This window comes from Leisingera sp. CC-HEC093, assembly GCF_059429195.1.
In genome coordinates, this window is the sequence record NZ_JCAIJR010000001.1 from 2,064,788 (window position 1) to 2,087,037 (window position 22,250).

A 22,250-nucleotide genomic window follows, 5' to 3' on the forward strand; every position below is an offset into this window, starting at 1 on the left:
GGAACGTTGATTTTGGCGGGTCGGATTGGTAAGGAAACTTTACCAAATGAAAGCGGGAGAGTGTCCGGTGCCGGTGATCACCAATATCAACGACCTGAAGCGCATCTATGAACGCCGTGTGCCGCGGATGTTCTATGATTATGCCGAAAGCGGCAGCTGGACCGAACAGACCTTCCGCGAGAACACCTCGGATTTTGAGCAGATCCGCCTGCGCCAGCGGGTGGCGGTGGACATGACCGGGCGCACAACTGCGACCCGGATGATTGGCCAGGACGTGGCGATGCCGGTGGCGCTGGCGCCGGTGGGGCTGACGGGGATGCAGCACGCTGATGGAGAAATCAAGGCAGCCCGCGCGGCGGAGGAATTCGGGGTGCCGTTCACCCTGTCGACCATGTCGATCAACTCAATCGAGGAAGTGGCGGAAGCGACCACCAAGCCGTTCTGGTTCCAGCTTTATACGATGAAGGACGAGGACTATATCCGCCGCCTGATCCAGCGCGCCAAGGATGCCAAATGCTCGGCACTGGTGATCACGCTGGATCTGCAGATCCTGGGCCAGCGGCATAAGGACCTGAAGAACGGGCTGTCCGCGCCACCCAAGCTGACGCCTGCAACCATTGCCAATCTGATGACCAAATGGGCCTGGGGCATCGGAATGCTGGGTGCAAAGCGCCGCAACTTTGGCAACATTGTGGGCCATGTGCACGGCGTCTCCGACACCTCGCAGCTGGGGGTTTGGACGGCGGAGCAGTTCGACCCGGCGCTGGACTGGGGCAAAGTCGAAAAGCTGATGGAGATGTGGGGCGGCAAGGTGATCCTGAAGGGCATTCTGGACGCCGAGGACGCCAGGATGGCTGCCAAGCTGGGTGCTGATGCCATCGTGGTGTCGAACCACGGCGGGCGGCAGCTGGACGGCGCGCTGAGTTCGATCCGGATGCTGCCGGAGATCATGGATGCTGTGGGCAACGATGTGGAGGTGCATCTGGACAGCGGCATCCGCTCCGGTCAGGACGTGCTGAAGGCGCTGGCGCTGGGGGCCAAGGGCACCATGATCGGGCGCGCCTTTGTCTATGGGCTGGGGGCCATGGGACAGAAAGGTGTGACTGCAGCGCTGGAGGTGATCCAGAAGGAGCTGGACACCACCATGGCGCTGTGCGGCGAACGCTCGGTCGAGGCGCTGGGCCGCCACAACCTGCTGATCCCGGAGGATTTCGGCGGCCGCTGGCAAGCGTGAAACCAGCGAAATAACGACAAACGAACGGAGTTTTTGCTGTTCAATCCTCCTGCATGTGCGCAACTTTGGGTTGTGATATTTTACATCGGGAGGATTTGATGAGGAGCTTGATAGCAACCTGCGCAATTGGTGCGGCAGCGATGGCGGCGCCGGCGGCGGCGCAGACGGTTTACGTCAATCAGGGCAGTGATTGGACGCCCAGCCTGCGCCAGCAGTTTTATACCCAGGATCAGGGCGCGCGGATCATGCCGATCAGCTGGATGCGGGCGCTGACCCTGCCGGGCGGCGAAATGTTCCTGCACGATGCGCTGGCGCGCTATGGCTACCTGCCAATGGCCGGGCGGCAGGAGGTGGACCTGCCCGCGGGCTTTACCACCAATGGCAGCGGTGCGGAGATGGCGGTGGGGATGACCTGCTCCGCCTGCCACACCCGCCAGATTGAGGTCAGCGGCACCGCTTACAGGATCGACGGCGGCCCCGGCATTGTTGATTTCCAGAGCTTCCTGAAGGATCTGGACGATGCAGTGCTGGCGGTGCTGGCGGACGCGGACACATTCGACGCTTTTGCCGACAAGGTGCTGGGCAGCGGCGGCTCTGTCTCAGAACGCAGCGCGCTGAAGGCGGAGGTTGAGGTCTGGAGCAACCGGTTCCACACCCTGATTGACCGCTCGCTGCCGGATCCGGCCTGGGGGCCTGCGCGGCTGGATGCGGTTTCGATGATCTTCAATCGGCTGACAGGGCTGGATATCGGCGATCCGGCGGACGACCATCTGATTCCGGAAAACATCGCGGTGGCCGATGCGCCCACCCGCTACCCGTTCTTGTGGAACGCGGCGCGTCAGGATTTCACCCAATGGCCCGGGTTCTCTGCCAATGGAAATGACCTGCTGGGGCTGTCGCGCAACCTGGGCGAGGTCTATGGCGTCTTTGCCGAGTTCCACCCGCAGCCGCAGTCCGGGCTGCTGTTCAACCGTGATTACATCTCGCAGAACTCTGCCAATTGGAACGGGCTGAAGGAGCTGGAGGAGTGGATCTGGGACATCGGCGCGCCGCAGTGGCCGTGGGAGCTGGACCATGATCTGGCCACGCAGGGTGAGGCGGTGTTCAACCGCACGGCGGCTGAGGGCGGCTGCGTGTCCTGCCACGGCAAGAAGAAGGGCAAGTTCCGCTCGATCTTCCACACCACCTGGGAGACGCCGATCCTGGATGCGGGCACCGACACGCGGGAATGCGGCGTGTTGACCCGAACGGTCAAGACCGGCGTGCTGGAGGGGGCATCCATCCCGTTGACCGGCACCACGCTGGGCGCCGAGGCCAAGGCGTTCGACGTGCTGGCGGTGTCGGTAATCGGCGCCATTGTGCAGCATTCGCTGGGCGCCTTCGGGGAGGATTTTGTCAAAACCGCCAGGGCTGCGGAGGCGACGCCGGGGAATGAGGACGACCGCGATGCGTTGTCTCAGTTTGAGGACCTGCGCAAGGCTTTCCCCACCGGCGACAATGACGGCAGGCTGAAATCCGCGGCAGCACCGGGCTGCAAATACGAAGCGCGGGTGCTGGACGGGATCTGGGCCGCGGCGCCCTATCTGCACAACGGCTCAGTGCCGACGCTGCGCGATCTGCTGACCGCGCCCGCTGACCGGCCCGTGTCGTTCAAGCCCGGTCCGAACTATGATATTGAGGCGGTGGGCATGGCGGCAGAGCAGAGCGCATTTGATCAGGTGATCGAGACCACCGGCTGCGATCAGCTTGATTCGGGCAACAGCCGCTGCGGCCACGATTACGGCACTGCCCTGTCCGAGGCGGACAAAACGGCGCTGCTGGAGTATCTGAAGTCGATCTGATCCCGGCAAAAACGGCCGCAGCCCTGCTTGCAAGGGCTGCGGCGGCAGGAATCCTCTTTCCAAAATGGCAGAACGGGTCTATAGGCACGGCTTCACGCGGGGTGACAGCCTTGGAGGCACCCCGGCAGACATATTGGAGAATTAAGATGGCAAAAGAGATTCCTGATCTCGTAGCCCAGGAACGTGCGGGGACGGGCAAGGGCGCCGCTCGCGCTGCGCGCCGCGCAGGCATGGTTCCGGGTGTGGTTTATGGCGGCGACACGGATCCGGTTGCGATCCAGATCCCGTTCAACGAACTGCTGAAAAAGCTGAAAGCCGGCCAGTTCAAGTCCACCCTGTGGAACCTGAAAGTGGAAGGCCACGACGATGTGCGCGTGATCTGCCGCGACGTTCAGCGCGATGTGGTGAAGGACCTGCCGACCCACCTCGACCTGATGCGCCTGCGCCGCACCTCGAAGATCAACCTGTACATCCCGGTTGAGTTCATCAACGAAGATGCGGCCCCCGGCATCAAGAAGGGCGGCATGCTGAACGTGACCCGTCCCGAGGTTGAGCTGGTTGTGACTGCCGGCGACATCCCCGAGAAGCTGGTTGTCGACATGGCCGGCCTGAACATCGGCGACGTTGTCACCATCTCGTCGATCGAGCTGCCGAAAGGTTCCAAGCCGACCATCGACCGCGACTTCGTGATTGCAAACATCGCATCGCCCGGCGGCCTGACCTCTTCCGATGACGAAGAAGGCGAAGGCGAAGAAGGCGAAGCAGTGGAAGCAGCTGCTGAAGCATAAGACCCGCGCCCATCGGGCAACGGTTTCACGGGCTCCCATCCGGGGGCCCGTTTTCTTTTGTGTGCTGGGCCTCTGCCGGTGATTGACTTTCGGTCCCGCCGCTGGCCCATTTCCGCCTGAGGCCGGAGAGGGACAGGCATGGCGGACTACGATATTGCCGTTGCAGGCGCGGGCATTGTGGGGATGAGCTGCGCCCTGTGGGCGCAGATGCGCGGCCACAAGGTGCTGCTGATCGATCCGGAGGATCCGGGCTCTGGCACCAGCTATGGCAATGCCTGCACGCTGGCGACCTATGCCTGCCTGCCGGTGAATGATCCGTCGGTGCTGACCTCGCTGCCCAGTCTGATGTTTTCCAAGGACAGCCCGCTGTCGCTGTCCTATGCCCATGCGCTGCGCAACCCGCGCTGGATGCTGTCCTTCCTGGCCAATTGCCGCCCCGGCCCGTCGCAACGGATCGCGGGCCATTTGGCGGATCTGCTTTCGCACGCCGATGCCGGGATCAACCCGCTGATCGAAGCCGCCGGCGCGCAGGATCTGGTGGTGGAGCGCGGCCAGCTGTCGGTCTGGTCAACGGCGAAAGCAGCAAAGGCTGCCACAGCCGATCTGGAACGCCGCCGCGTCTTGGGTGTCCCGTGGCGGGAGGTGGCGCCGGAAGAGGCGCTGGAGATGGAACCGGGGCTGCAGTTGCCGGTCAAACGTGCGGTGCATTTCCATGCTGCGCGGCACTTGCGCGATCCGCTGGAGTTCATCACCCGGATGCACCAAGCCTTCACTGAAAGGGGCGGCACTACATTGCGCGCCAAGGCTGAGGCTGTCAGCACCTCGGGCGCGAGCGTTGAACTGCAGGCCGATGGGCAGTGCCTCACTGCGGGCCATACGGTGATCGCCAGCGGCGCATTTTCCAAGCGGATTGAGGGGGCCGGGACGCAAAAGCTGCCCTTGGGCACCGAGCGCGGCTATCACGTGATGTATGAAGGCGAGGCGCATCGGGTGACGCGGCCGGTGGGCTGGGGCGAGGCCGGATTTTATGCTGTGCCCCATGCCAAGGGCCTGCGGCTAACCGGAACGGTGGAGATTGCAGCGCTGGATGCGCCCATGAACAAGCGCAGGCTGGCCTATATTGCCCGCAAGGGGGCGGAGATGCTGGGGGTGCTGCCGGAACCAGACAGCGAATGGCTGGGCTACCGCCCGACCATGCCCGATTCGCTGCCGGTCATCGGCCGCAGCCCGCAGTCGGACCGGGTGCTGTATGCCTTTGGCCATCAGCACATCGGGCTGACCCTGGGCGGCATCACCGGGCGGCTGATTGCGGATCTGGCAGAAGGCCGTCAGCCCAATGTCGATCTGGCGCCATTCGCGGCGGACCGCAGCTTTGCCTGACGCCGCGCGGCACTGGATTCCACGCGCCAAATAGGGCATCACTCGATTTCCTTGAAACGCAGATCGGGCAGAACCCCCATGAAACTCTTCGTCGGCCTTGGCAATCCCGGCCCGAAATATGAGCGCAACCGCCATAACATCGGCTTCATGGCGCTGGACCAGATTGCTGGCGATCACGGGTTCAGCCCCTGGAAGTCCAAGTTCCAGGCGCTGATCTGCGAGGGCAATCTGGGTGGCGAAAAGGTTCTGCTGCTGAAGCCGCAAACCTTCATGAACCTCTCCGGCCAGTCGGTAGGGGAGGCGATGCGGTTCTACAAGCTGACACCGGCCGACGTGGTGGTGCTGCATGACGAGCTGGACCTGGCGCCAGGCAAGGCGCGCATGAAACAAGGCGGCGGCCATGCCGGCCACAACGGCTTGCGCTCAATCCATTCGCATATCGGCGCGGACTATGCGCGGGTGCGGCTGGGGATCGGCCATCCGGGCCACAAGGACGCGGTGGCGGGGTACGTTCTGCGCGATTTCCCCAAGGCGGATGAGGGCTGGCTGGACGATCTGATGCGCGGCATCTCGGACGGCGCGGCGGAACTGGCTAAGGGGGACGGCGGCAAGTTCATGAATGCTGTTGCCCTGCGGGTCGCACCGCCGCGCAGCTCCACCACCAAGCCTAAGGCGGAGGCAAAACAGCCCGACAGGGAGGAGGTGGCGCCGGACACCCGCTCGCCGCTGGAAAAACTGATGGACAAGTTCAAGTGAGCCGGGAGACAGGCAGATGGTGAAACTGATTATCGACACTGATCCGGGCATCGACGATGCAATGGCGATCTTCTATGCCGCCGCGGCCCCGGACATTGATCTGCTGGGTCTGACCACGATTTTCGGCAATGTGACCACCGCGACGGCCACCCGCAATGCGCTGCGCCTGCTGGAAGCCGCGGATCTGGAGGTGCCGGTGGCTTCAGGTGCCACAACACCGCTGGTTCTGCCGCCGTTCAAACCCTCGGCCTATGTGCATGGCGAGGAGGGTTTTGGCGACATTCCGGCGGCAGAGCCCAAGGGGAAACCGCTGGACGAGGACGCTGCCGATTTCCTGTGCCGCATGGCGCGGGAGCACAAGGGAGAGCTGGTGGTCTGCCCGATCGGCCCGCTGACCAACATCGCGCTGGCGATGCAGCGCGATCCGGAGTTTATCAGCAATGTGAAATCCATCGTGGTGATGGGCGGCTCCTTGGAGGAGGGCGGCAATATCACGCCGCACGCGGAGGCCAATATCTACCACGACCCGCATGCGGCGGATGTGGTCTGCCAGGGCGGCGCCAAGGTCGTGTTTGCTGGGCTGGACGTCACTCACCGCATCCTGTGCCGGCCTGAGGATTTTGAGGCCATCGCTGCCAGGTCGCCGGAGCTGGGCGGCATGCTGCAGGAGATGTCGCATTTCTACATCAAGTTCTACAGGGAGGTCGCCGGCCTCAATGGCTGTTCGCTGCATGACCCGGCGGCGGTGATTGCCTGCACCAACCCGGAACTGTTCGGGATGCGCGACGTGGCGCTTGAGGTGTCCTGCGAGGGTGAAACCTCTGGTGCCACGCTGGCCGCGCCGGACAGCGGGCGGGAGCCGGTCAAGGTCTGCATGACAGTGGAGGCGGAGGCAGTGAAATCGCTGTTCCTGAAGCGGCTGGCGGTGCTGCCCTGATCCGCATCGCGGCCTGCGGGCCGTCAGGCATACCGTTTGGCCCCGGCCACGCAGAGCACCACAAACGCCGTGGCGGCCAGCATGGCGGGGGCAACCGGTTCTGAGAGCAGCCATGCTGCGAGCATCAGGCCCAGGAACGGCTGCAGCAGCTGCAGCTGCCCGACCCCCGCGGTGCCGCCAAGCGCCAGGCCGCGGTACCAGAACACAAAGCCGATCAGCATCGAGAACATCGAGACATAGCCCAGGCTGATCCAGACTGGCAGGCTGAGGCCGGCAAGGGTTTCGGGCCGGGCGGCCAGCGCAGTGAGCGCCGTAACCGGCAACGCCAGCGCCAGCGCCCAGGAGATCACCTGCCAGCCTCCCAGCCGCCGCGACAGCTGTGCGCCCTCGGCATAGCCCAGCCCGCAAAGGATGATGGCCGCCAGCATCAGCGCGTCGCCGGTCAGCGACACATCCGCATTCTGTGACAGGGCGAACCCCGCCACCGCCAGACTGCCGAGGATGGAAAACAGCCAGAACAGCGGGCTTGGCCGCTCGCCGCCGCGCAGCACGCCAAAGATTGCGGTGGCCAGCGGCAGCAGGCCGATGAACACGGTCGAATGCGCAGCAGTAATGTGCTGCAGCGCCGTTGCGGTGAGCAGCGGGAAGCCAATCACTACCCCAGCTGCAACTACTGCAATCGAGGGCAGATCCTGCCGCCGCGGCCAGGGCTGGCGCAGCAGAAGCAGCAGCGCAGTGCCGAGGAGGGCGGCAAGGACGGCACGGACCGAGGTCAGGAACACCGGATCCAGCATGCCGACAGCGACGCGGGTTGCAGGCAGCGATCCGCTGAAGATCACGACACCCAGCAGCCCGCTGCCCCAGCCTGAAAATGAAGTCTGCATGCTCTTTCTCCCCTGTCTTGGGTTTTTTTAAGGCTGAGGGGGGAGACGAGACAGATACAGGGCAGTACAGTTTTACAAAACTGTACCGGCGATTGGAGCAGTACAGTGCATAGTTTCAAGGCCCAGATTAGGGCGCCGGCTGCCTGACAGGCCCTGGATGCCGCAAGGAAATGACGCAGACGGACACGCAGGTGCCCGCGCCCGCCTAGGGCGTATCATCGCCGGTATGGTGGGTGAGGGGGAGCAGGCGTTCGGCTAGAATCCGGCTGTCGAAGTGGCCGTTTCAGCAGGGGCTGCCGGGAAGATGGAATTGCGCACGAATTCGGGCACCTCGGAATGGCCGTTCTTGAAGACGCCGCAACGCTGCAACACGTCCCGCAGGTTCGGCGATTTGCCCAGATACTCCCAAACGACGCGGGTGCCATAGAGCATATGCCCGCCTTCCGGCTCGATCCCCTGGAGCAGCCCGGGCAGAAACGACGGCTCATCATAGTCCAAGGCAATCAAGGCTGTTGTCCACATGCCGCAGCCCTGGCCCTGTTCCCGGCTGGTGATGAATATCCGCCGGTGCGTCTCGAACACCAGGCCTGCGTGTTTCAGCGTCGAGGGGGCCGCGAACTCATCGTTTTCGTAGCGCTCGATTTCCTTGGAGAACCATTGCCGCCCGCTGCCAAAGATACGGCCCATGCTTTTGAACAGGTAGTTCTTGGACGGATCCGGGCTCATGTAGATATGGTAGTAGCCCGCGTGGCGCTCCAGCAGGGCGGCGTTGCACCGGTCGCGCCGGATGATGTTTTCCACCTGAGCGCACCGTCCCCTGCGTTCTGGACCGCGACACAGCCCCCTTCAGCGCGATGCTGAGGCGGCCCGTGCATTGATCGCGGATGCCGGAACAGAAGGCACGGGTGTGCGGCTGGATTTCGTGAACACGGCCAACCGGGCCGCGATTGCCCAGATCGTCCAGGCCCATCTCTCGGAAATTGGTCTGATCGTATCGCTGAACGGACAGGATGAGGGCACTTTTTGGAGCGTTGATGAAGCTCGTGCGGCGGATCTGCAGCTGTATGTGAAGTCCTGGACCGGCAATCCCGACGGTATCTGCACGATGCAGTATTTCACCTCTGACCAGGTGGGCGTCTGGAACTGGGAAGGGCTGAACAATACGATTGCCGGCACTGGCCGTGACCGCCGGGATCGGTGCCAACGGGCGGCCGGTCGGCGTGCAGATCGTGGCGCGGGCCTTTGACGACCCCAGGGCGCTTCATGTCGCCTCGGTCCTGCAAGGCGAGATGCCTTGGCTGGATCAGGCATCCCGGCGGCCGAATTTGTAACGGCGCATTTAAGGCGGCTGGCAGGCAGGGGGCGCTGAGCGCAATCAAAGGCGGCCAGCTGCTGTCCTGCCAAAGTAAAATTTCAGGGCCGGAAGAAGGCCCTTTCCCGCCCCGGTCCATTTTAGACATGCAGGGGCGGCAACGGCGGGGCCGGTGGACGGGTACGGGAAATTCCGGCCTTCTGCGGCTCCGCTGCTGAAGTGCTTGCCAGCCGGGGCGGGTTCATTACTGGAGGAACAAGTGCCGGCATCCGGATCATGGATGGTGCGGAGAGAAAGCGGCTGCCGCTGCACTCCTGGCCTTTGGAAACGGCCCTGAAACAGGCAGCAGTGCCTGACCTGAGAATTTATTAAGAAAAAATGAAAATTCCCCGTGAAGACAAATAAACATCCGCGGATTGCCCAAATTTTGCCTTCTGCGGCTGCTTGATCCGATTTCAGAAAACAAAAGAAGGCATCTTTGAACCCATTTCATTCGCTGCCCGTTCAGACCGACAAGGAAGATTTTATGGATGAGATTTCCGAAAGCCCGTGCGCTGGAGCAGGCGCTGGCGCCTTTCCCTTTTTGCGTCATGGCCATGACCGGCTCGCAGGCCTTGCTGACGAGATAGAAGAGCTCAAGGACCTCTTGCTGGACATTCAGGCGCTGGAAGCCGGCGGCCGCCCAAGCCAGATCAGCCGGCCGTTGAAAGAGCTTGAGGATTTCAAACCCAGTGTCACCATGATCGGGCAGATCAAATCCGGCAAGACTTCCTTGGTCAATGCGATGGTGGGCCGTCCGGGACTGCTGCCTGCGGATGTGAATCCCTGGACATCAGTGGTTACGTCGCTGCATCTCAATGTCCGGTTGCGGGCTGAAGACCCCGTCGCTTCGTTCCAGTTCTTCAACGGCGACGAATGGGACCACCTGGTTTCTAACGGCGGGCGCATCGGCGAGCTTTCCATGCGTGCCGGCGCCGATGAGGAGCTTCAGAAGATTCAAGCCCAGATCTCGGACATGCGGGAGAAGACCCGCAAGCGCCTGGGGCGGCGGTTCGAGCTTCTGCTCGGCCAGAAGCATGATTACCGTCACCTGGATGACGACCTCGTGCAGCGCTATGTCTGCCTGGGTGACGACTTCGAGATGGCAGGCAGCAATGACCAGCAAGGCCGGTTCGCGGATATCACCAAGTCCGCCGACTTGTTTCTGCCGCTGCCGTCACTGCCGCTGGCGCTGTGCCTGCGCGATACGCCGGGGGTGAACGACACCTTCCTGATGCGCGAGCAGATCACCATCAAGTCCCTGCGCAACAGCCGCCTGTGTGTGGTTGTCCTGTCCGCTTCGCAGGCGCTGAGTTCGGTCGATATGGGCCTGATCCGGATGATCTCCAATGTCCGCTCGGAAGGTATCGTGATCTTCGTCAACCGGATTGACGAGCTGTCCGATCCGCTGCGCCAGATCCCCGATATCCGGGACAGCATTCTGGCGACGCTGGAAAAGCTGAACGGGCCGGTAAACCCGAAAATTGTCTTTGGCAGTGCCCATTGGGCCAATGCTGCGCTGGCTCCGGACACATGCCCGTTAGGCGCGGACAGTGCCGCCGTGTTGCGGGAGTATGCGCAGCCGGTTCTGAAGGATGCCGGGCGGGATGTGCTGCCGGACCCGGAGCTGATGTGGCAATTGTCGGGGGTGCCGGAATTGTTCGCGACCATCGGCGAACGCATTGCCGAAGGCGCAGGTGCCCGGTTGCTGTCCGAGGCCCGTCAGCGGGCGGCAAACCTTGTGTCCAGCATGCGGGCCGCCTGCACGGTGGCGTCGATGCGGATTGACGGGAACCGCATTTCCGTGATCGAGCCTGCGGCCCTCAACCAATTGCTGCGGCGTCTGGAAACCGACAGCATGGCGCAGCTGGATGCCGCTTTGGACAAAGTGTTTTCTGTCTTCGCCGCCAGGGTTGATCAGGCGCACAACAAGTTTCTGGAACGCGCTCTGACGTCCTTGCTCCAGCATCTTGAAAACTACGGGGAAAACGAAACCTGGCAGTATCCGCCGGACGGCCTGAGGCTGCTGCTCCGGTCCGGCCACCAGGTGATGCGCAAAAATCTCCTGGCGTCCTGCTCGCAAATCTACAGCGACGCGGCCGCGAAAATCGAGGAGGCCTATCAACAGGCGGTTACCATCGAAGTCAGCGATTTCCGCATTGCCCCTGCGGCGCTGCCTGAAGTTCCGCCGCCAGTTGCGATCGGGGCAACGATTGCCTTGGACCTGCAGACATCCTGGTGGAAAGGCTGGTGGCAGCGCCGCCGCGGATACCGGGCCTATGCCAGCAGCTTCCACGATCTCATCAAGGCGGAAACGGCGCCGATCATTCATGAGCTGAAAGAGCAGCAGGCTGCTGAGATCCGCCAGGAAGCCAGGACGCGGCTGTTGGAGTTCTTCGGGGAACAGCGTGCCCTGCTGATGGATGTGGCGGAGAAGACGAGGATCAGCATGGCCGATCTGAATACGCTTTTCGGGATCAAGGCGCAGCAGGAGCAGGCAGAGCTGCTGGACCTTCTGCACCGGGAACTGACCATAAACGATCCAGTTGAGGCAGCTGAACCGCTGCAGCCGGCGCAAAAAGGAGCAGCAGCATGACGGAGCTGCAGGGAGTGGGGCGCAAACCCAGAATTGCCATCATGGGGGAGTTCAGCGCTGGCAAGAGCACGCTGTCGAACCTGCTGCTGGGGCGGCGCATTCTGCCCGAGAAGGTGATTGCGACCCGGCTGCCGCCGGTGTGGATCACTGCCGGCGAAACGCCGCCAAGGCGGGCTGCGCTGGATGGCAGCCTGCATCCCGTCTCGCTCAGCAATCTTGAGGCGGTGCCTCTGGAAGACACGCTCAATGTGAAGATCAGCTTTGATGCGCCGGTGCTGGAAACCTGCGACCTGATCGATTTCCCGGGCATCTCCGACCCCAATATGCCGCCGGAGGTCTGGGAGCGGATGCTGGCCGAAGTGGACTGCGTTCTGTGGTGTACCCACGCCACCCAGGCCTGGCGGCAGTCCGAGGCGGCGGCCTGGGGGCTTATTCCAGAGGAAGTGCGGCGGCGCAGCCTGCTGCTGATCACAAGGTTTGACAAGCTGACGCGGCCGCTCGACAAGCTGCGGGTGCAGACCCGGGTGGAGCGGGAGACAGAAGGGCAGTTCGCCGGCGTTCTCCCGGTATCGCTGACCCAGGCGCTGGCCGCGGTTCCGGACAGCCCGGAATGGGAGGCTGCCGGGGCAAAAGCCTTTGCTGCAGCGCTGGATGCCATCATTCGTGCTGCTGAAACAGGCGGAGTGCCGGAAACCATCCCCTCGCTGCCCCAGGCCGCCGTGCCTCCTGATCCGGCTGTGCCCGAACCCGCTGCGGCCGCTGCAGACCTGCAACCGCCGGGCCGTGTTGTTCCGCGCCGGGTGCGACCGCAGGGGCAAAAACGGACTCCCCGCCCGAGCGGACGCCAGGAGGGGCCGGTGCTGGATCTGAGCTCGCTGCGAAAGGAATTGGCAGACACCTGAAAAAGAGGCTTGTAATCCGGTGCTTATTGCGCTTGTGAATCTACCTGCGGGCCGGCTGGAGTCGGCCCATCAGGCAGGGCCTCTTTTATGACAGTACCGGAAGAACTGGACATTCTGCACGGCAGGTTCCCCTCCTGCGGGACGCTGGCCTATGCTGACCTGGCTGCTGGCATGGTTTTAGTGGCCAACAGCCGGTCAAAGCTGGACCGCCACGCGCTTGACGCGCTTTGTGCTGAAGCCGGGTGCCTGCTGGGCGACGCCGCGGCGCCGCCGCTGGGCGGCCGGCCTGCGGTTTTTGCACTGGTGCGCGAGGCCGACAGAGTGCTGCTGGCCTTCAGGTCGCTTGATCAGCCAACGGATGCGCTTTTGTGCCTCGCCAAGCCGGAGCTGGAGGTGGCCGCGTTTCAGAGAGAAGCGCAGGATTGCCTGGCCCGGATCTGTGCAGATAACTGACGGACCTGCGCGCCAAGACCTTCGAACGGGAAATTCATTGTGACACAAGAAGACGCAGTTGCCGGAAACCTCGCGGCCCTTGGGGCCCGGCAGACCGAATTCCGGGATGGCAAACGGGTCATCTCCAATGGTCTTTTCCCGCCGCCCCTTCCGGCCATTATGGGAGAGATCGGTACCACCATTCTGCCGCGGCAAGTGAGGTTCCAGGCGGGCGCGAGCCATCTTTGTTTCATTGTGTCCGAACGGCGGCTGATGACGCTGGTCTCTGCCAGCAGCGACCTGCAGGAGGGGCTGCCGACAGCTGGCTCCGGCTTGTCGTATGATCAGCCGGAGGCTTTGGAAGCCATCGCCGGGGCATTGGTCCGGCTGGTGCAGGGCGAAGCCCCGGTTCTGGTGGAAACCGGATTTGCCGAAGTGAATGGGGGGCAGGGCAGCCTGGGACTGCCGCTGCGGATGCTGGAAGAAATGCTGGATCTGGACCTGGTTGAACAGGAACGGCCCATGGCGTTCTTCATCGATGCCAGTGCCGAATTGTACGCCGCTTGCCTGCTTCACTCCGCTGGTGCCTGGCTGGGCACCGCGGAAGACGAGGCGGTATTGGCTAGCCTGCAGAAAGTGGCGGACGTTCAGTGGGAACGGTTCCAGGCGTCTTATGCCAAGCATGCGGAACAGTCTGAGGCGCCGCGCCTGGTCTCCCTCGGGCCGAGCCTGGTTGGCGGCCTGTGCGTCTCTGTTGTGTGGGCCGATGGCGAAATCGCCTTGTTTGCCCATGGCGAGGCCGAACTGGCGGGCCTTCACGAGATCTGGCAGCGGGTTTTCACCCTGTAAGGTGAAAACCCGGCCGTGGCTTGGCATCAGGCGGCGAGCTGCGCCTGCATGTCCCGTTTGAGCTGCAGCAGGACGCTGGTGGCATCGCTCAGCGAGGTGTCATCCTGCTCAACCTGGATCAGATGGATCAGGTCTTCGGCCTCAGATACCGCGCTGCGCATCCCTGTCAGCGCTCTGTCAGCGCCGCCGTGAGCGTCCAGGTGGTTGTCCAGCCATTGCACTGAACGCAGAGTTTCCCGGATCAGTGCGCTGCTGTCTGCGGCTGCGCCATCCTGCAGGGCTTGGCTTAAACTGCGGCCCTGTTCGCTAAGAAACTCCAGTGCCTGGGTGTAAGCTTGCCGGGTTTCCGGGCTGAGCGGGCGTCCAGCCGGTGCCGCGGCGGCGGGGGCAGGGGCGGGCGCTGCAGGTGCCTTGAGGTTCGCCAGCAGTGGTTCCGGGGTTGCGGGGCGGGGGGCGGCAGTAGGCTGAACTGCCTCTGGAGCTGCTGGATTTTCAGCTAGGGAAGGGGCGTATTGCAGGAGCAGGCTCTTGGCCTGGTCCTGTGCTGCCTGCCGCCCAAGTTTCACTTCGTGCATTACCGCGGAGATGAGCGCCTGACCGCCGGACCGGCGCAGCCTGTCACGGTCGACGGACCCGTCCGCCTGCCGCGCGGCCTGGGCGTCGAGGGTGGCCAGCGGCAATATCCGGTTGAACTGCTCAGAAGCGGTGTCTTGCAGGCCCGTCAGCACTGGTTCCAGCCGACCTTGCGCAGCCAGGGCGTCGGCCTTGGTCAGCAGCAGGAAGGCGCTGTCCTTCATTTGCTCGGATGCCCTGGTCCAGGCTGCCTGCTCGGCTGCGGAAAATTCCTGCGTGCACCACAGGGCGATATCCGTCTTGTCTGCGGCCCAGGGGATTGCCCGATCCAGAGCCGCGGCGTCGGGGGCAACAACCTCAAGGATGCTGATCTGGTTCAAGGCTGGCAGAGGCAGTTCGGCTTCCACAAAGACCGGTGCCCTGGCCGCAATGGCTGCAGGGTCGAAATCCGGCAGACTGATGCGGCTGCCGTCGGGCAGGGTGCAGCGGGTGCTTGCAGTGCTCCCGCCACTGATCTGCAAGGCCGGCAGCGCCGTGCCGGCCGGGATAACCTGCCTGCCGAGCAGAAGGTTTAGAACGCTTGACTTGCCCGCGCCCGGCAGACCGAAGAGCGTCAGACGTACCGGCCGTTCGAGCCTTTCCAGCAGCGTTTGCGCTGCGGCTTGCAGGCGGGCAGGGAGCTGCCCCTCTGCCAGCGCGCGCTGCAGTTCGCCGGCGGGTCCGGTCTTCTCCGCTTGCGTCATGCCTAACGCCCTTTCGCGGCCAGCTTGACCACCTTGCCATCCTGTTCCGGAAGTTGCGGCGGATCGTAGGAATTGCTGTTCATCGCCACCACGCGGGTTGCATGGACCGAGTTGTCGGCGGCCAGGTCCACCGGCTTGCGGCGGATCTGCCGTGTTACCGGTTTGTTGTGGTTAAGCTTGATCACCGCAAAGGAAATATTGTCCTGGTCCGGGTCCGCCAGGTCATCCAATGCGGCCAGCAGGCGTTCGACGATTTCCGCGCTCTTGCGGCGGCGGTACTTGTGCAGGATCTTTTCGATCCGTGCATCTTCCAGAAACTGCAGCCCGTCGCTGGACACGACGACGATGTCGCCGACTTCCATACGGAAGGGGGTCTTGGGGCAGTCCGTGCGCGTCACCCGGTCGCCCAGAATGACGGAGGTGAGGCAGTTGCGGTCCGGATGATCGCGCGCGGCGGCCTCGTCCAGCAGGCCTGCCTTAACCATCATATCAATCTGCGGCGCCATCGAGTGGTCCTCGTTCAGCTGCTTCAGCTTGCCGCCGCGCATCAGATACAGCGGTGAATCTCCGATTGACAGCCAGTACAGCCGGTCCTCGATCATCACCAGCGACACCAGCGTTGCGCCCATGCCGCGGACACTGGGGTTGTCCTGGACGTATTCCTGCACGCAGCTGTTCGCTTCGGAGGCCGCATAGGTCAGGTGATAGGGGATCTGGTTTTCGTACTCTGCGAAGTTGACGCTTTCGAACTTCAGTTTGCTGAAGGCTTCGGTCACCACCATCTTGGAGGCGACGTCCCCTGCGGCATGGCCGCCCATGCCGTCCGCCAGGATCGCCATGCCGATGTCGGTTCCTGCCGGAAAGTCGGTGACGATGGCATCTTCCTGATAGTCGCGCGCGCCCTGGCAGATCGCTGCGGCGACGTCAAAGCGCGGTTCAGGCGATTTCCACATGTTCCGCCTCCTGCGTGCCGGTGCCGGTCCAGTTGAAGTCTTCGCCGCACAACGCCATGAAGCGCAGCGTGGTTTCGCCCAGGCGGATAAGGTCGCCGCTTTTCAGAACCTCGTTGCTGATGACCGGCTGGCCGTTCAGCCGCACGATGTTGCTTTTGCCGCCGTGGCCCAGGAAGAATTGCGAAGTTTCGGGGTCAAAGACGATCGCGGCATGATTGCTGCGGGAAATTGCGGTGTCGCCGAAATCCAGCGAAATCGCCTGATTTTCACCGCGGCCGATGGCGGACATGCCGGCCTTCAGCGTGAAGCATTCGCCGTAACCCGGGCCGTCGGCGACCACAATCCAGCCAACCGGAAAACGGGTATCGCGGGCCGGGCTGGCGGTCGCGGACGCATTGAACAGATCGACAACCTGCCCGTCGGACGTATCAAAACCCAAGAGGCGGGTTTTGGCGCGGCGTTTGCGGGCGGGGGCAGCGCTGACATGCGCAGTCAGATCCGGCAGCTCGCCGCCCGGCTGGGGCATTTGCGGGGCAGAGGCAGACGGGGCTGGTGCGGGTGTTGCTGCAGGTTCAAGATCCCAAATGCCCGCGGCGGTTTCCGGCGCATCGGTGGGCGCCGCCACGGAACCGGCTTTCTGCTGGCTGTCTTCGGCAGTGTCCGGACCCAGGTCCAGTTCCACGGTTCTGGTGCGCCGGGCAACGGCCTGCAGCACGTCCTGCTGCATGGCGTCGTCGCTGTCCCGCAGCCGGTCCAGCGGTTCAATTTCTGGCTGTTGATCCTGCCGTCCGATTAGTTTTCCGAAAAATCCCATAATGTCAGCCTTTGTGTTTGTGTCATGAAACAGAGCGGAGGCGGCCGCCGGCCATGCCCGCGGCAGGGCATGGCCGGGAGGCTGGCTTAGCTGCCGATCTTGTTGAACTCTGCGAGGCTGTCAGCGATGATCGCGTACCATTCGCCGCTTTCGCGCATCTCGTTCAGGCCCTTGTTGAGCAGGGTCAGGTAGACTCGGCCGCGCGGGTTGGTCTTGTGGGTCACAAAGTGGATCGCCTGCAGCTGAGACAGGTTGGAGTTCAGCTGCACCTTGCCTTCTGCTTCAGCCACTTCGCGGACTGCGGCATCGCCCGCTTCGAGGTCCAGCAGCGCCATGTCGGCCTCGCCGGTCACCAGTTTGCGGATGCATTCAACCGCAGAGGTCGGATGCACGAGTGAGATCACCGGCTCCACCAGGCCTTCGCCGGACAGCTCGGCCAGGGACCAGCCTTCCGGGCGGCAGATCTTGGCGCCGGCGTAATCTGCATAGTCCTTGACGTTGGCATAGGCGTTGTCGGCCATGGTCCAGTGGGCGGACACGGATTCATAGATCGGCAGCGAGAAATTCAGCTGGGTGCAGCGGTACTTGGTGTCCGCGTCTGTGTTTTCGAGGTTGGAGCAATCTGCCGGTTTGTACCAAGCGATCGAGACGTCGAAGGCGCCAAGCGGCAGCAGGGTGTCGAAATGGGCCTTCCAGTCATCAACGAAGCTGAGGTTGTATTCGCGGTCGTTGCCGCCGCGGTTGAGCGCAGTGGTGGCCAGGCGCACCAGCATGCCGCCGCCCTTGAGGCTTTCGCCGGTGAAGGGCTCCCAGCCGTTGCCGGACACCATCTTGATCGGCGGCTCATAGATGCTGGACTTGGCCCGTTTGGACTGTTTTTCCTCTTCCTGGGCAATGATGTCGGTTACTTCGCTGTCGGCAGTCAGGCGGCCGTCCTCACAAGGGATCTGCAGGACTGTGCCCGGGTCCAGGCTGTTGGGGTTTGAAATGGCGTTGCGGTTGGCATTGAAAATCATCTGATAGTCAAAGGAACCATAGGCGGCCTGGGCGATGGAGCCGAGGCTGTCGCCATCCTGAACAGTGTAGGGCGCACAGGCCTCTTGGGCGGCTGCCGAAGAGGCGGCAAGCAGGGCGGCGGTTACGGTGGTTGCACCGTATTGAACCAGGGATTTGATCATCGTCATGAGAGTTAGTTCCTTTTCAATGGGGCACCGCCGTCCGTGCGCAGATGACGCAGGCAGTGTTGTGAGGTTTGAGGGGGGGAGGTCAGTTGGTGAGATGTCTGATTTCGCGCTGCAGGGCCTTGGAAACGATGGCGTACCATTCGCCGGAAACGGACATGTCCTTCAGTCCGCGATTGAGAAGGTCCAGGGTTTCCTGGGCCCGGGGGTGATCCTTGTGAACGATGGCGTGGAGGGATTTCACCTCGCCGAGGTTCGGGTTTTCCTGGATCTGGCCGGCCAGACCCATGGTGGCGAGTGTGTCGCTGGCAACCAGGGTATCGAGGGCCACCACATCGACGGCGCCTGCGGCCAGTGCGGTGAAGCACTCTGCTATTTGGACCGGACGGTAGAACTTCACCGTGTCCGCGGTGAGGCCCGCGGTGTCCAAATGGGCCATGGAATACCCCTCGGGGCGGCAGATGCGGGTTCCCTTCAGGTCGCCGTAGTCAAAGGCTGTGGCGTAGGCGCTGCCGGTACTGGCAAAGAAACCATCGACGACCTCATAGAAGGGATCGGAGAAGCGGTAGCTGTCGCAGCGGAACTTGTCGCCGGCGGACAGCAGCTCATAGTCGCCGCAGTCGGGTTTCAGCCAGGGAAAGGACCCCTCGAAGGCCATGGCGGGCAGCAGGGTTTCCAGATGCGATTCCCAGTCGTTCACAAAGGTTACAGAGACTGCGGCGTCCGGGGCGGCGCGCAGGGCGGCGGTTTCGATCAGCTGCGTGAACATACCGCGTCCGGGCAAATCCTCGCCTGTGAAGGGCGGGAAATCATTGCCGGTGAGCAGGACAATCGGTTCGGGTGCGGCAATAGCAGCCGGGGTTTCCGCTGCTGCGGATTCGGCGGCCGGCGCCTCAGCTGCGGCGGGTTCCTCTGCAGTTGCCTGTGCTTCAGCAGTCTGTGCGTCAGCCGCCTGGTCCTCAGCTGTCTCAGTTGCAAGCACCTCTGCCGGCAGGCTGCCGTCGGCGCAGGGCAGGACCAGCTGCATGCCGATTTCGATGATGTTCGGGTTGCGGCCGATGACTGCCTTGTTGGCGTTGTAGATCACCCTGAACTTGGAATGCCCATAGACCTTTTCGGTAATTTCCCGCAGGTTGTCGCCGGCTTGGACGTCGTACACCTGACAGGCTTCTTGAGCTTGAGCAGACTGCCCGGCGGCCGCGATGGCGATCAGAGAGGCACCCATGAATCTTGCAGTATTCCGCATATAAACTGTCCTTGTGGGTCAGAGAGGCAAAGCTCTCCTGGGAACGGCCGCTGGTAAGGCTGACCGCCTGATGCTTGTTTTTGAGTGAGAGGCCGGAGGGGCGTTAGCTGCTTCCGGCCAGTTTCAGGCTGACCGAGGCCGCGGCCCCGTCACGCAGAATGTCGAAGCTTGCCGCCGGGGCATTCCGATCCTTGAGGGCCTGCATAATTTCAGACATTGAATTTGCTTGGGTCAAACTGGTGCCGGTTGTGGTTTCGCGCAGCAGCACATCCCCGGGCAGAAGATCGGCGGATCCGTCGGCAGCCGCTTGGCTGACAGCCGTGATCCATTCGCCGTCCAGCTGTCTGGCTTCGAATTGGAGGCCGCTATTCATACCGGTCCGCCGCACCACCGGAACTGCCAGCAGCCCCAGTTCGAAACGCTTGGTTTCGGCATCCTTGAACCGGATGGAGGCACGGGTGTAGCCGTCCGGATCGATCTGCAGCGCATTCAGGAGTTGCGTGGCAAACCGGGAATCCGCTGCAAGAGGCTGATTATTGACCGTGAGGATTTCAACACCGGGTGCGATCCAGGACCCGGCCTTGTTCAGGTCGATATCCTCAGCGACGCCGGTAATGGAAACCACCTGGGCTTTGCGAATGGCCGTTTCTTCATACTCGAAGGGGATCGACACGTCCCAAAGGGCAAAGGTGACCTCCTGCCCGGATACCGGTTCCGGCGCGGGTTGCGCAGCAGCGGTTTCCGCAATGGCTGCATCCGCGTCGGCCGCAATCTCATTCTTTGCTGCACTTGCCCGTTCTGTGTCATTGGCCGCTTGCAGTTCGGCTCCAGTGGCATTTTGATCCGGTTCTGCTGCAGCCTCAGCCGTTGCAGCCGCGCTTTCTTGCTCCGCTCCGCCAGTAATAGCGCCTTCCGATGCTGCCGCCGGCGCTTCTACGGTCTCCGGGGCCCTTTGAAGGGGGGCTGCGGGGGCATCCGCAGTCAGGCTGACGGCGGCGGAATTCGCTTCACTTTCAGTCGCGGGCTGTGCGGTTTCGGAAGTGTTCTCTGCTGCCGCGGCTTGCACGTCCGCTGCAGAACTTCCGGTTGCCGCAGCGGCGGTTTCATCGGGAGCGGCGCCGGAGGTGCCGTAGAAGGCATAGCCCGCTGCCGCCACCCCGGCCATGAGCGCCAGCGCTGAGACCGCCGGGAGAAGGCTGCGGTGCTTCTTTTCCGGGGCCGGGGCCGCGGTACTGTTGGCGGCTTCTTGCGCCGCAGGCGCTGTTGGCTCTCCATCCAGCATCGCGAGCCATTCCGCGGCGGACTGCAGGCGCATTGCAGGCTTTGTGTTCATTGCCTTGTCGATGGCTTCAAGAAAGCCCGCGGGATAGCCCTCTATGGCACCGGCCAAGGGCTCATAGGGGTCTGGGCGCTGCTCAGCGATGGCCACCAGCCGTGCTTGGCCGTTTACCGGCGCCTCACGCCGAATCACATGGTAGAGAGAGGCGGCCAGCGCATAGAGGTCGCTCCAGGGGCCTTGCTCGCTGCCGGCAATGTAAAATTCCTGCGGCGAGTAGCCGTCCTTAACCACCCGCAGCGCAGAATACTTGCGGCCATCCGAGCCGGTTTCCTCCCGGGCAGCGCCGAAATCAATCAGAACCGGTTCACCTGATTTGGTCAGCAGGATGTTGTCGGGAGAAATGTCACGGTGCAGCAGCTTGGCGTCGTGCACGTAGCCAATTGCGGACAGCAGCTTGCGGGTCATACCGGTGATCTGCTCCGGCGTCAGGACGGTCTCCTGATCTTCCAGGATGTCCTGCAAGTCGCGGCCGTCAACATAGTCGATGGCCATGTAAGCGGTGTCGTTGTCCTCAAACACCTGATGCACGCCGACGATGTTCGGATGCTCCAGTTTGGACAGGCTTTGGGCTTCGCGGATGAAGTGGCGGATGATCGATTTCAGTTCACCCTGATGGGCCCGCGACCGGGCACTGACGAGAGCGTTGGTCCGGCGGCAGAATGCATCGGCAAAGCACTCCTTGATCACAACGGTTCGGTCCAGGCTGTCCTTGGCAAGATACGTAATGCCGAAGCCGCCATTGTTCAGGAACCGGGTGATGGTGTACTGGCCGTGGAGCAGCGACGTGCCCGGCTGCAGATCATCCTGCTGATCCGCTTCAACTGACGTCTCCACAAGCGAATTGAGTGCCATTCTGTTGCTCCCCTCTCAACGTTTATGCGGCTGTTGCCCGCCTTATGCGTTAATTCTTTGTTAAGCTGATCTGTTGAGAAACCGGCGACAATAAGGCGCAAACAGGGAATATTGGCGAAAGTGGCCTCCTGAGGGAGCTTTGGCGCTCCTGAAAGAAGGCCGCAGGGGGGGGGAGCACCTGGCGTATGGCCTTCTTTTTTAAGACAGTTCGCAAACTGATTCCCGGTATTTCGGGCAAGTTCGGATGCAATCGAGCGAGGTGCAGCTATTGCTGGCGGAATCGAATCCGCCTTTTTTCGTTCAATAACTCGCGGCTGGGGCAGGCGCAGAGGGGGCGTGTTTCCTTTGCCAAGGGATCGCTGGCGGGCCGGGTCACAGTCGCCCGGGAGATCAGGTGCCAGGCCGCCTTTTTCAGGCTTTCCGTAGCATGATCCGTTCAAATTGATGGTGTTTTCTGTCCCTCAGGCGAAGCTTGATGGTGTGGTTTTCTGTGTCCGAGGCAGGTGTTTCCAGCGTGTTCAAGCCTGGCGTTCTGCTTTAAGTAAAGTGCAGCCGCCAGGCATCCGGCGGCGGGGCAGGGTGTGCAAAGGGCCGCCTGA

General features: G+C 62.7%; 19 protein-coding genes. 11 read left to right on the plus strand and 8 right to left on the minus strand.

Features of this window, described 5'->3' with window-relative positions; genetic code table 11:
* Positions 1 to 67 precede the first annotated feature (67 nt).
* The 6 genes from AC5STB_RS09955 (at position 68) to AC5STB_RS09980 (ending at position 6,936) form a co-directional block, all read left to right on the plus strand.
* The gene (locus AC5STB_RS09955; protein WP_495444587.1) at positions 68 to 1,234 is read left to right on the plus strand and encodes an alpha-hydroxy acid oxidase; all 1,167 of its coding nucleotides are present in this window, start codon (positions 68 to 70) and stop codon (positions 1,232 to 1,234) included.
* A 98-nt stretch (positions 1,235 to 1,332) separates the two neighbouring features.
* Positions 1,333 to 3,075, plus strand: coding sequence for a di-heme-cytochrome C peroxidase (locus tag AC5STB_RS09960; protein ID WP_495442748.1), 1,743 nt, complete (start codon positions 1,333 to 1,335; stop codon positions 3,073 to 3,075).
* A 146-nt stretch (positions 3,076 to 3,221) separates the two neighbouring features.
* Complete coding sequence (locus tag AC5STB_RS09965) at positions 3,222 to 3,863, plus strand: 50S ribosomal protein L25/general stress protein Ctc (protein WP_495442749.1); 642 nt, start codon at positions 3,222 to 3,224, stop codon at positions 3,861 to 3,863.
* A 138-nt stretch (positions 3,864 to 4,001) separates the two neighbouring features.
* Positions 4,002 to 5,243, plus strand: coding sequence for an NAD(P)/FAD-dependent oxidoreductase (locus AC5STB_RS09970; protein WP_495442750.1), 1,242 nt, complete (start codon positions 4,002 to 4,004; stop codon positions 5,241 to 5,243).
* 78 nt (positions 5,244 to 5,321) lie between these two features.
* Entirely contained in the window at positions 5,322 to 5,999 is a 678-nt protein-coding gene (pth, locus tag AC5STB_RS09975; RefSeq protein ID WP_495442751.1) for an aminoacyl-tRNA hydrolase, read from the plus strand.
* Positions 6,000 to 6,015: 16 nt separating this feature from the next.
* Complete coding sequence (locus tag AC5STB_RS09980; RefSeq protein WP_495442752.1) at positions 6,016 to 6,936, plus strand: nucleoside hydrolase; 921 nt, start codon at positions 6,016 to 6,018, stop codon at positions 6,934 to 6,936.
* 23 nt (positions 6,937 to 6,959) lie between these two features.
* On the opposite strand, the gene AC5STB_RS09985 is transcribed toward AC5STB_RS09980, so the two are convergent.
* Positions 6,960 to 7,820, minus strand: coding sequence for a DMT family transporter (locus AC5STB_RS09985; protein ID WP_495442753.1), 861 nt, complete (start codon positions 7,818 to 7,820; stop codon positions 6,960 to 6,962).
* 255 nt (positions 7,821 to 8,075) lie between these two features.
* Positions 8,076 to 8,621: a hypothetical protein gene (locus AC5STB_RS09990; protein ID WP_495442754.1), complete on the minus strand. Its 546-nt coding sequence runs from the start codon at positions 8,619 to 8,621 to the stop codon at positions 8,076 to 8,078.
* Positions 8,622 to 8,637: 16 nt separating this feature from the next.
* Between AC5STB_RS09990 and AC5STB_RS09995 the strand changes: the two genes are divergently transcribed.
* The 5 genes from AC5STB_RS09995 to AC5STB_RS10015 all read left to right on the plus strand — a co-directional run bounded on the left by AC5STB_RS09995 (position 8,638) and on the right by AC5STB_RS10015 (position 13,950).
* The gene (locus AC5STB_RS09995) at positions 8,638 to 9,066 is read left to right on the plus strand and encodes an ABC transporter substrate-binding protein (protein WP_495444588.1); all 429 of its coding nucleotides are present in this window, start codon (positions 8,638 to 8,640) and stop codon (positions 9,064 to 9,066) included.
* 592 nt (positions 9,067 to 9,658) lie between these two features.
* A complete protein-coding gene (locus tag AC5STB_RS10000) occupies positions 9,659 to 11,767 on the plus strand; it encodes a dynamin family protein (RefSeq protein WP_495442755.1) in 2,109 nt (702 codons plus the stop codon).
* Positions 11,764 to 12,669, plus strand: a complete 906-nt coding sequence (locus AC5STB_RS10005; protein WP_495442756.1) for a dynamin family protein — start codon at positions 11,764 to 11,766, stop codon at positions 12,667 to 12,669. The genes AC5STB_RS10000 and AC5STB_RS10005 overlap by 4 nt, the downstream gene beginning before the upstream one ends.
* Positions 12,670 to 12,756: 87 nt before the next feature.
* Entirely contained in the window at positions 12,757 to 13,122 is a 366-nt protein-coding gene (locus AC5STB_RS10010) for a hypothetical protein (protein ID WP_495442757.1), read from the plus strand.
* 39 nt (positions 13,123 to 13,161) lie between these two features.
* Positions 13,162 to 13,950, plus strand: a complete 789-nt coding sequence (locus tag AC5STB_RS10015; protein ID WP_495442758.1) for a hypothetical protein — start codon at positions 13,162 to 13,164, stop codon at positions 13,948 to 13,950.
* 26 nt (positions 13,951 to 13,976) lie between these two features.
* Here AC5STB_RS10015 and AC5STB_RS10020 read toward each other — a convergent pair whose 3' ends face one another.
* The 6 genes from AC5STB_RS10020 to AC5STB_RS10045 form a co-directional block, all read right to left on the minus strand.
* On the minus strand, positions 13,977 to 15,266 hold the full coding sequence (locus tag AC5STB_RS10020; protein ID WP_495442759.1) for a hypothetical protein: 1,290 nt from the start codon (positions 15,264 to 15,266) through the stop codon (positions 13,977 to 13,979).
* A gap of 2 nt (positions 15,267 to 15,268) precedes the next feature.
* The gene (locus tag AC5STB_RS10025) at positions 15,269 to 16,219 is read right to left on the minus strand and encodes a PP2C family protein-serine/threonine phosphatase (RefSeq protein WP_495442760.1); all 951 of its coding nucleotides are present in this window, start codon (positions 16,217 to 16,219) and stop codon (positions 15,269 to 15,271) included.
* Positions 16,203 to 17,033: an FHA domain-containing protein gene (locus tag AC5STB_RS10030; RefSeq protein WP_495442761.1), complete on the minus strand. Its 831-nt coding sequence runs from the start codon at positions 17,031 to 17,033 to the stop codon at positions 16,203 to 16,205. The genes AC5STB_RS10025 and AC5STB_RS10030 overlap by 17 nt, the downstream gene beginning before the upstream one ends.
* An 86-nt stretch (positions 17,034 to 17,119) precedes the next feature.
* A complete protein-coding gene (locus tag AC5STB_RS10035) occupies positions 17,120 to 18,217 on the minus strand; it encodes a LysM peptidoglycan-binding domain-containing protein (protein WP_495442762.1) in 1,098 nt (365 codons plus the stop codon).
* 82 nt (positions 18,218 to 18,299) lie between these two features.
* Entirely contained in the window at positions 18,300 to 19,439 is a 1,140-nt protein-coding gene (locus AC5STB_RS10040) for a peptidoglycan-binding protein LysM (protein ID WP_495442763.1), read from the minus strand.
* A gap of 124 nt (positions 19,440 to 19,563) precedes the next feature.
* On the minus strand, positions 19,564 to 21,651 hold the full coding sequence (locus AC5STB_RS10045) for a serine/threonine-protein kinase (protein ID WP_495442764.1): 2,088 nt from the start codon (positions 21,649 to 21,651) through the stop codon (positions 19,564 to 19,566).
* Between the last annotated feature and the right edge of the window lie 599 nt (positions 21,652 to 22,250).

What these genes read in the sequence shown, in the direction of transcription:
- AC5STB_RS09960 (WP_495442748.1), top strand. Translation starts at nt 1,333, where the DNA reads ATGAGGAGCTTGATAGCAACCTGCGCAATTGGTGCGGCAGCGATGGCG.
- AC5STB_RS09965 (WP_495442749.1), top strand. Translation starts at nt 3,222, where the DNA reads ATGGCAAAAGAGATTCCTGATCTCGTAGCCCAGGAACGTGCGGGGACG.
- AC5STB_RS09970 (WP_495442750.1), top strand. Translation starts at nt 4,002, where the DNA reads ATGGCGGACTACGATATTGCCGTTGCAGGCGCGGGCATTGTGGGGATG.
- pth (WP_495442751.1), top strand. Translation starts at nt 5,322, where the DNA reads ATGAAACTCTTCGTCGGCCTTGGCAATCCCGGCCCGAAATATGAGCGC.
- AC5STB_RS09980 (WP_495442752.1), top strand. Translation starts at nt 6,016, where the DNA reads ATGGTGAAACTGATTATCGACACTGATCCGGGCATCGACGATGCAATG.
- AC5STB_RS09985 (WP_495442753.1), bottom strand. Translation starts at nt 7,820, where the DNA reads ATGCAGACTTCATTTTCAGGCTGGGGCAGCGGGCTGCTGGGTGTCGTG.
- AC5STB_RS10000 (WP_495442755.1), top strand. Translation starts at nt 9,659, where the DNA reads ATGGATGAGATTTCCGAAAGCCCGTGCGCTGGAGCAGGCGCTGGCGCC.
- AC5STB_RS10005 (WP_495442756.1), top strand. Translation starts at nt 11,764, where the DNA reads ATGACGGAGCTGCAGGGAGTGGGGCGCAAACCCAGAATTGCCATCATG.
- AC5STB_RS10010 (WP_495442757.1), top strand. Translation starts at nt 12,757, where the DNA reads ATGACAGTACCGGAAGAACTGGACATTCTGCACGGCAGGTTCCCCTCC.
- AC5STB_RS10020 (WP_495442759.1), bottom strand. Translation starts at nt 15,266, where the DNA reads ATGACGCAAGCGGAGAAGACCGGACCCGCCGGCGAACTGCAGCGCGCG.
- AC5STB_RS10025 (WP_495442760.1), bottom strand. Translation starts at nt 16,219, where the DNA reads ATGTGGAAATCGCCTGAACCGCGCTTTGACGTCGCCGCAGCGATCTGC.
- AC5STB_RS10030 (WP_495442761.1), bottom strand. Translation starts at nt 17,033, where the DNA reads ATGGGATTTTTCGGAAAACTAATCGGACGGCAGGATCAACAGCCAGAA.
- AC5STB_RS10035 (WP_495442762.1), bottom strand. Translation starts at nt 18,217, where the DNA reads ATGACGATGATCAAATCCCTGGTTCAATACGGTGCAACCACCGTAACC.
- AC5STB_RS10040 (WP_495442763.1), bottom strand. Translation starts at nt 19,439, where the DNA reads ATGGGTGCCTCTCTGATCGCCATCGCGGCCGCCGGGCAGTCTGCTCAA.
- AC5STB_RS10045 (WP_495442764.1), bottom strand. Translation starts at nt 21,651, where the DNA reads ATGGCACTCAATTCGCTTGTGGAGACGTCAGTTGAAGCGGATCAGCAG.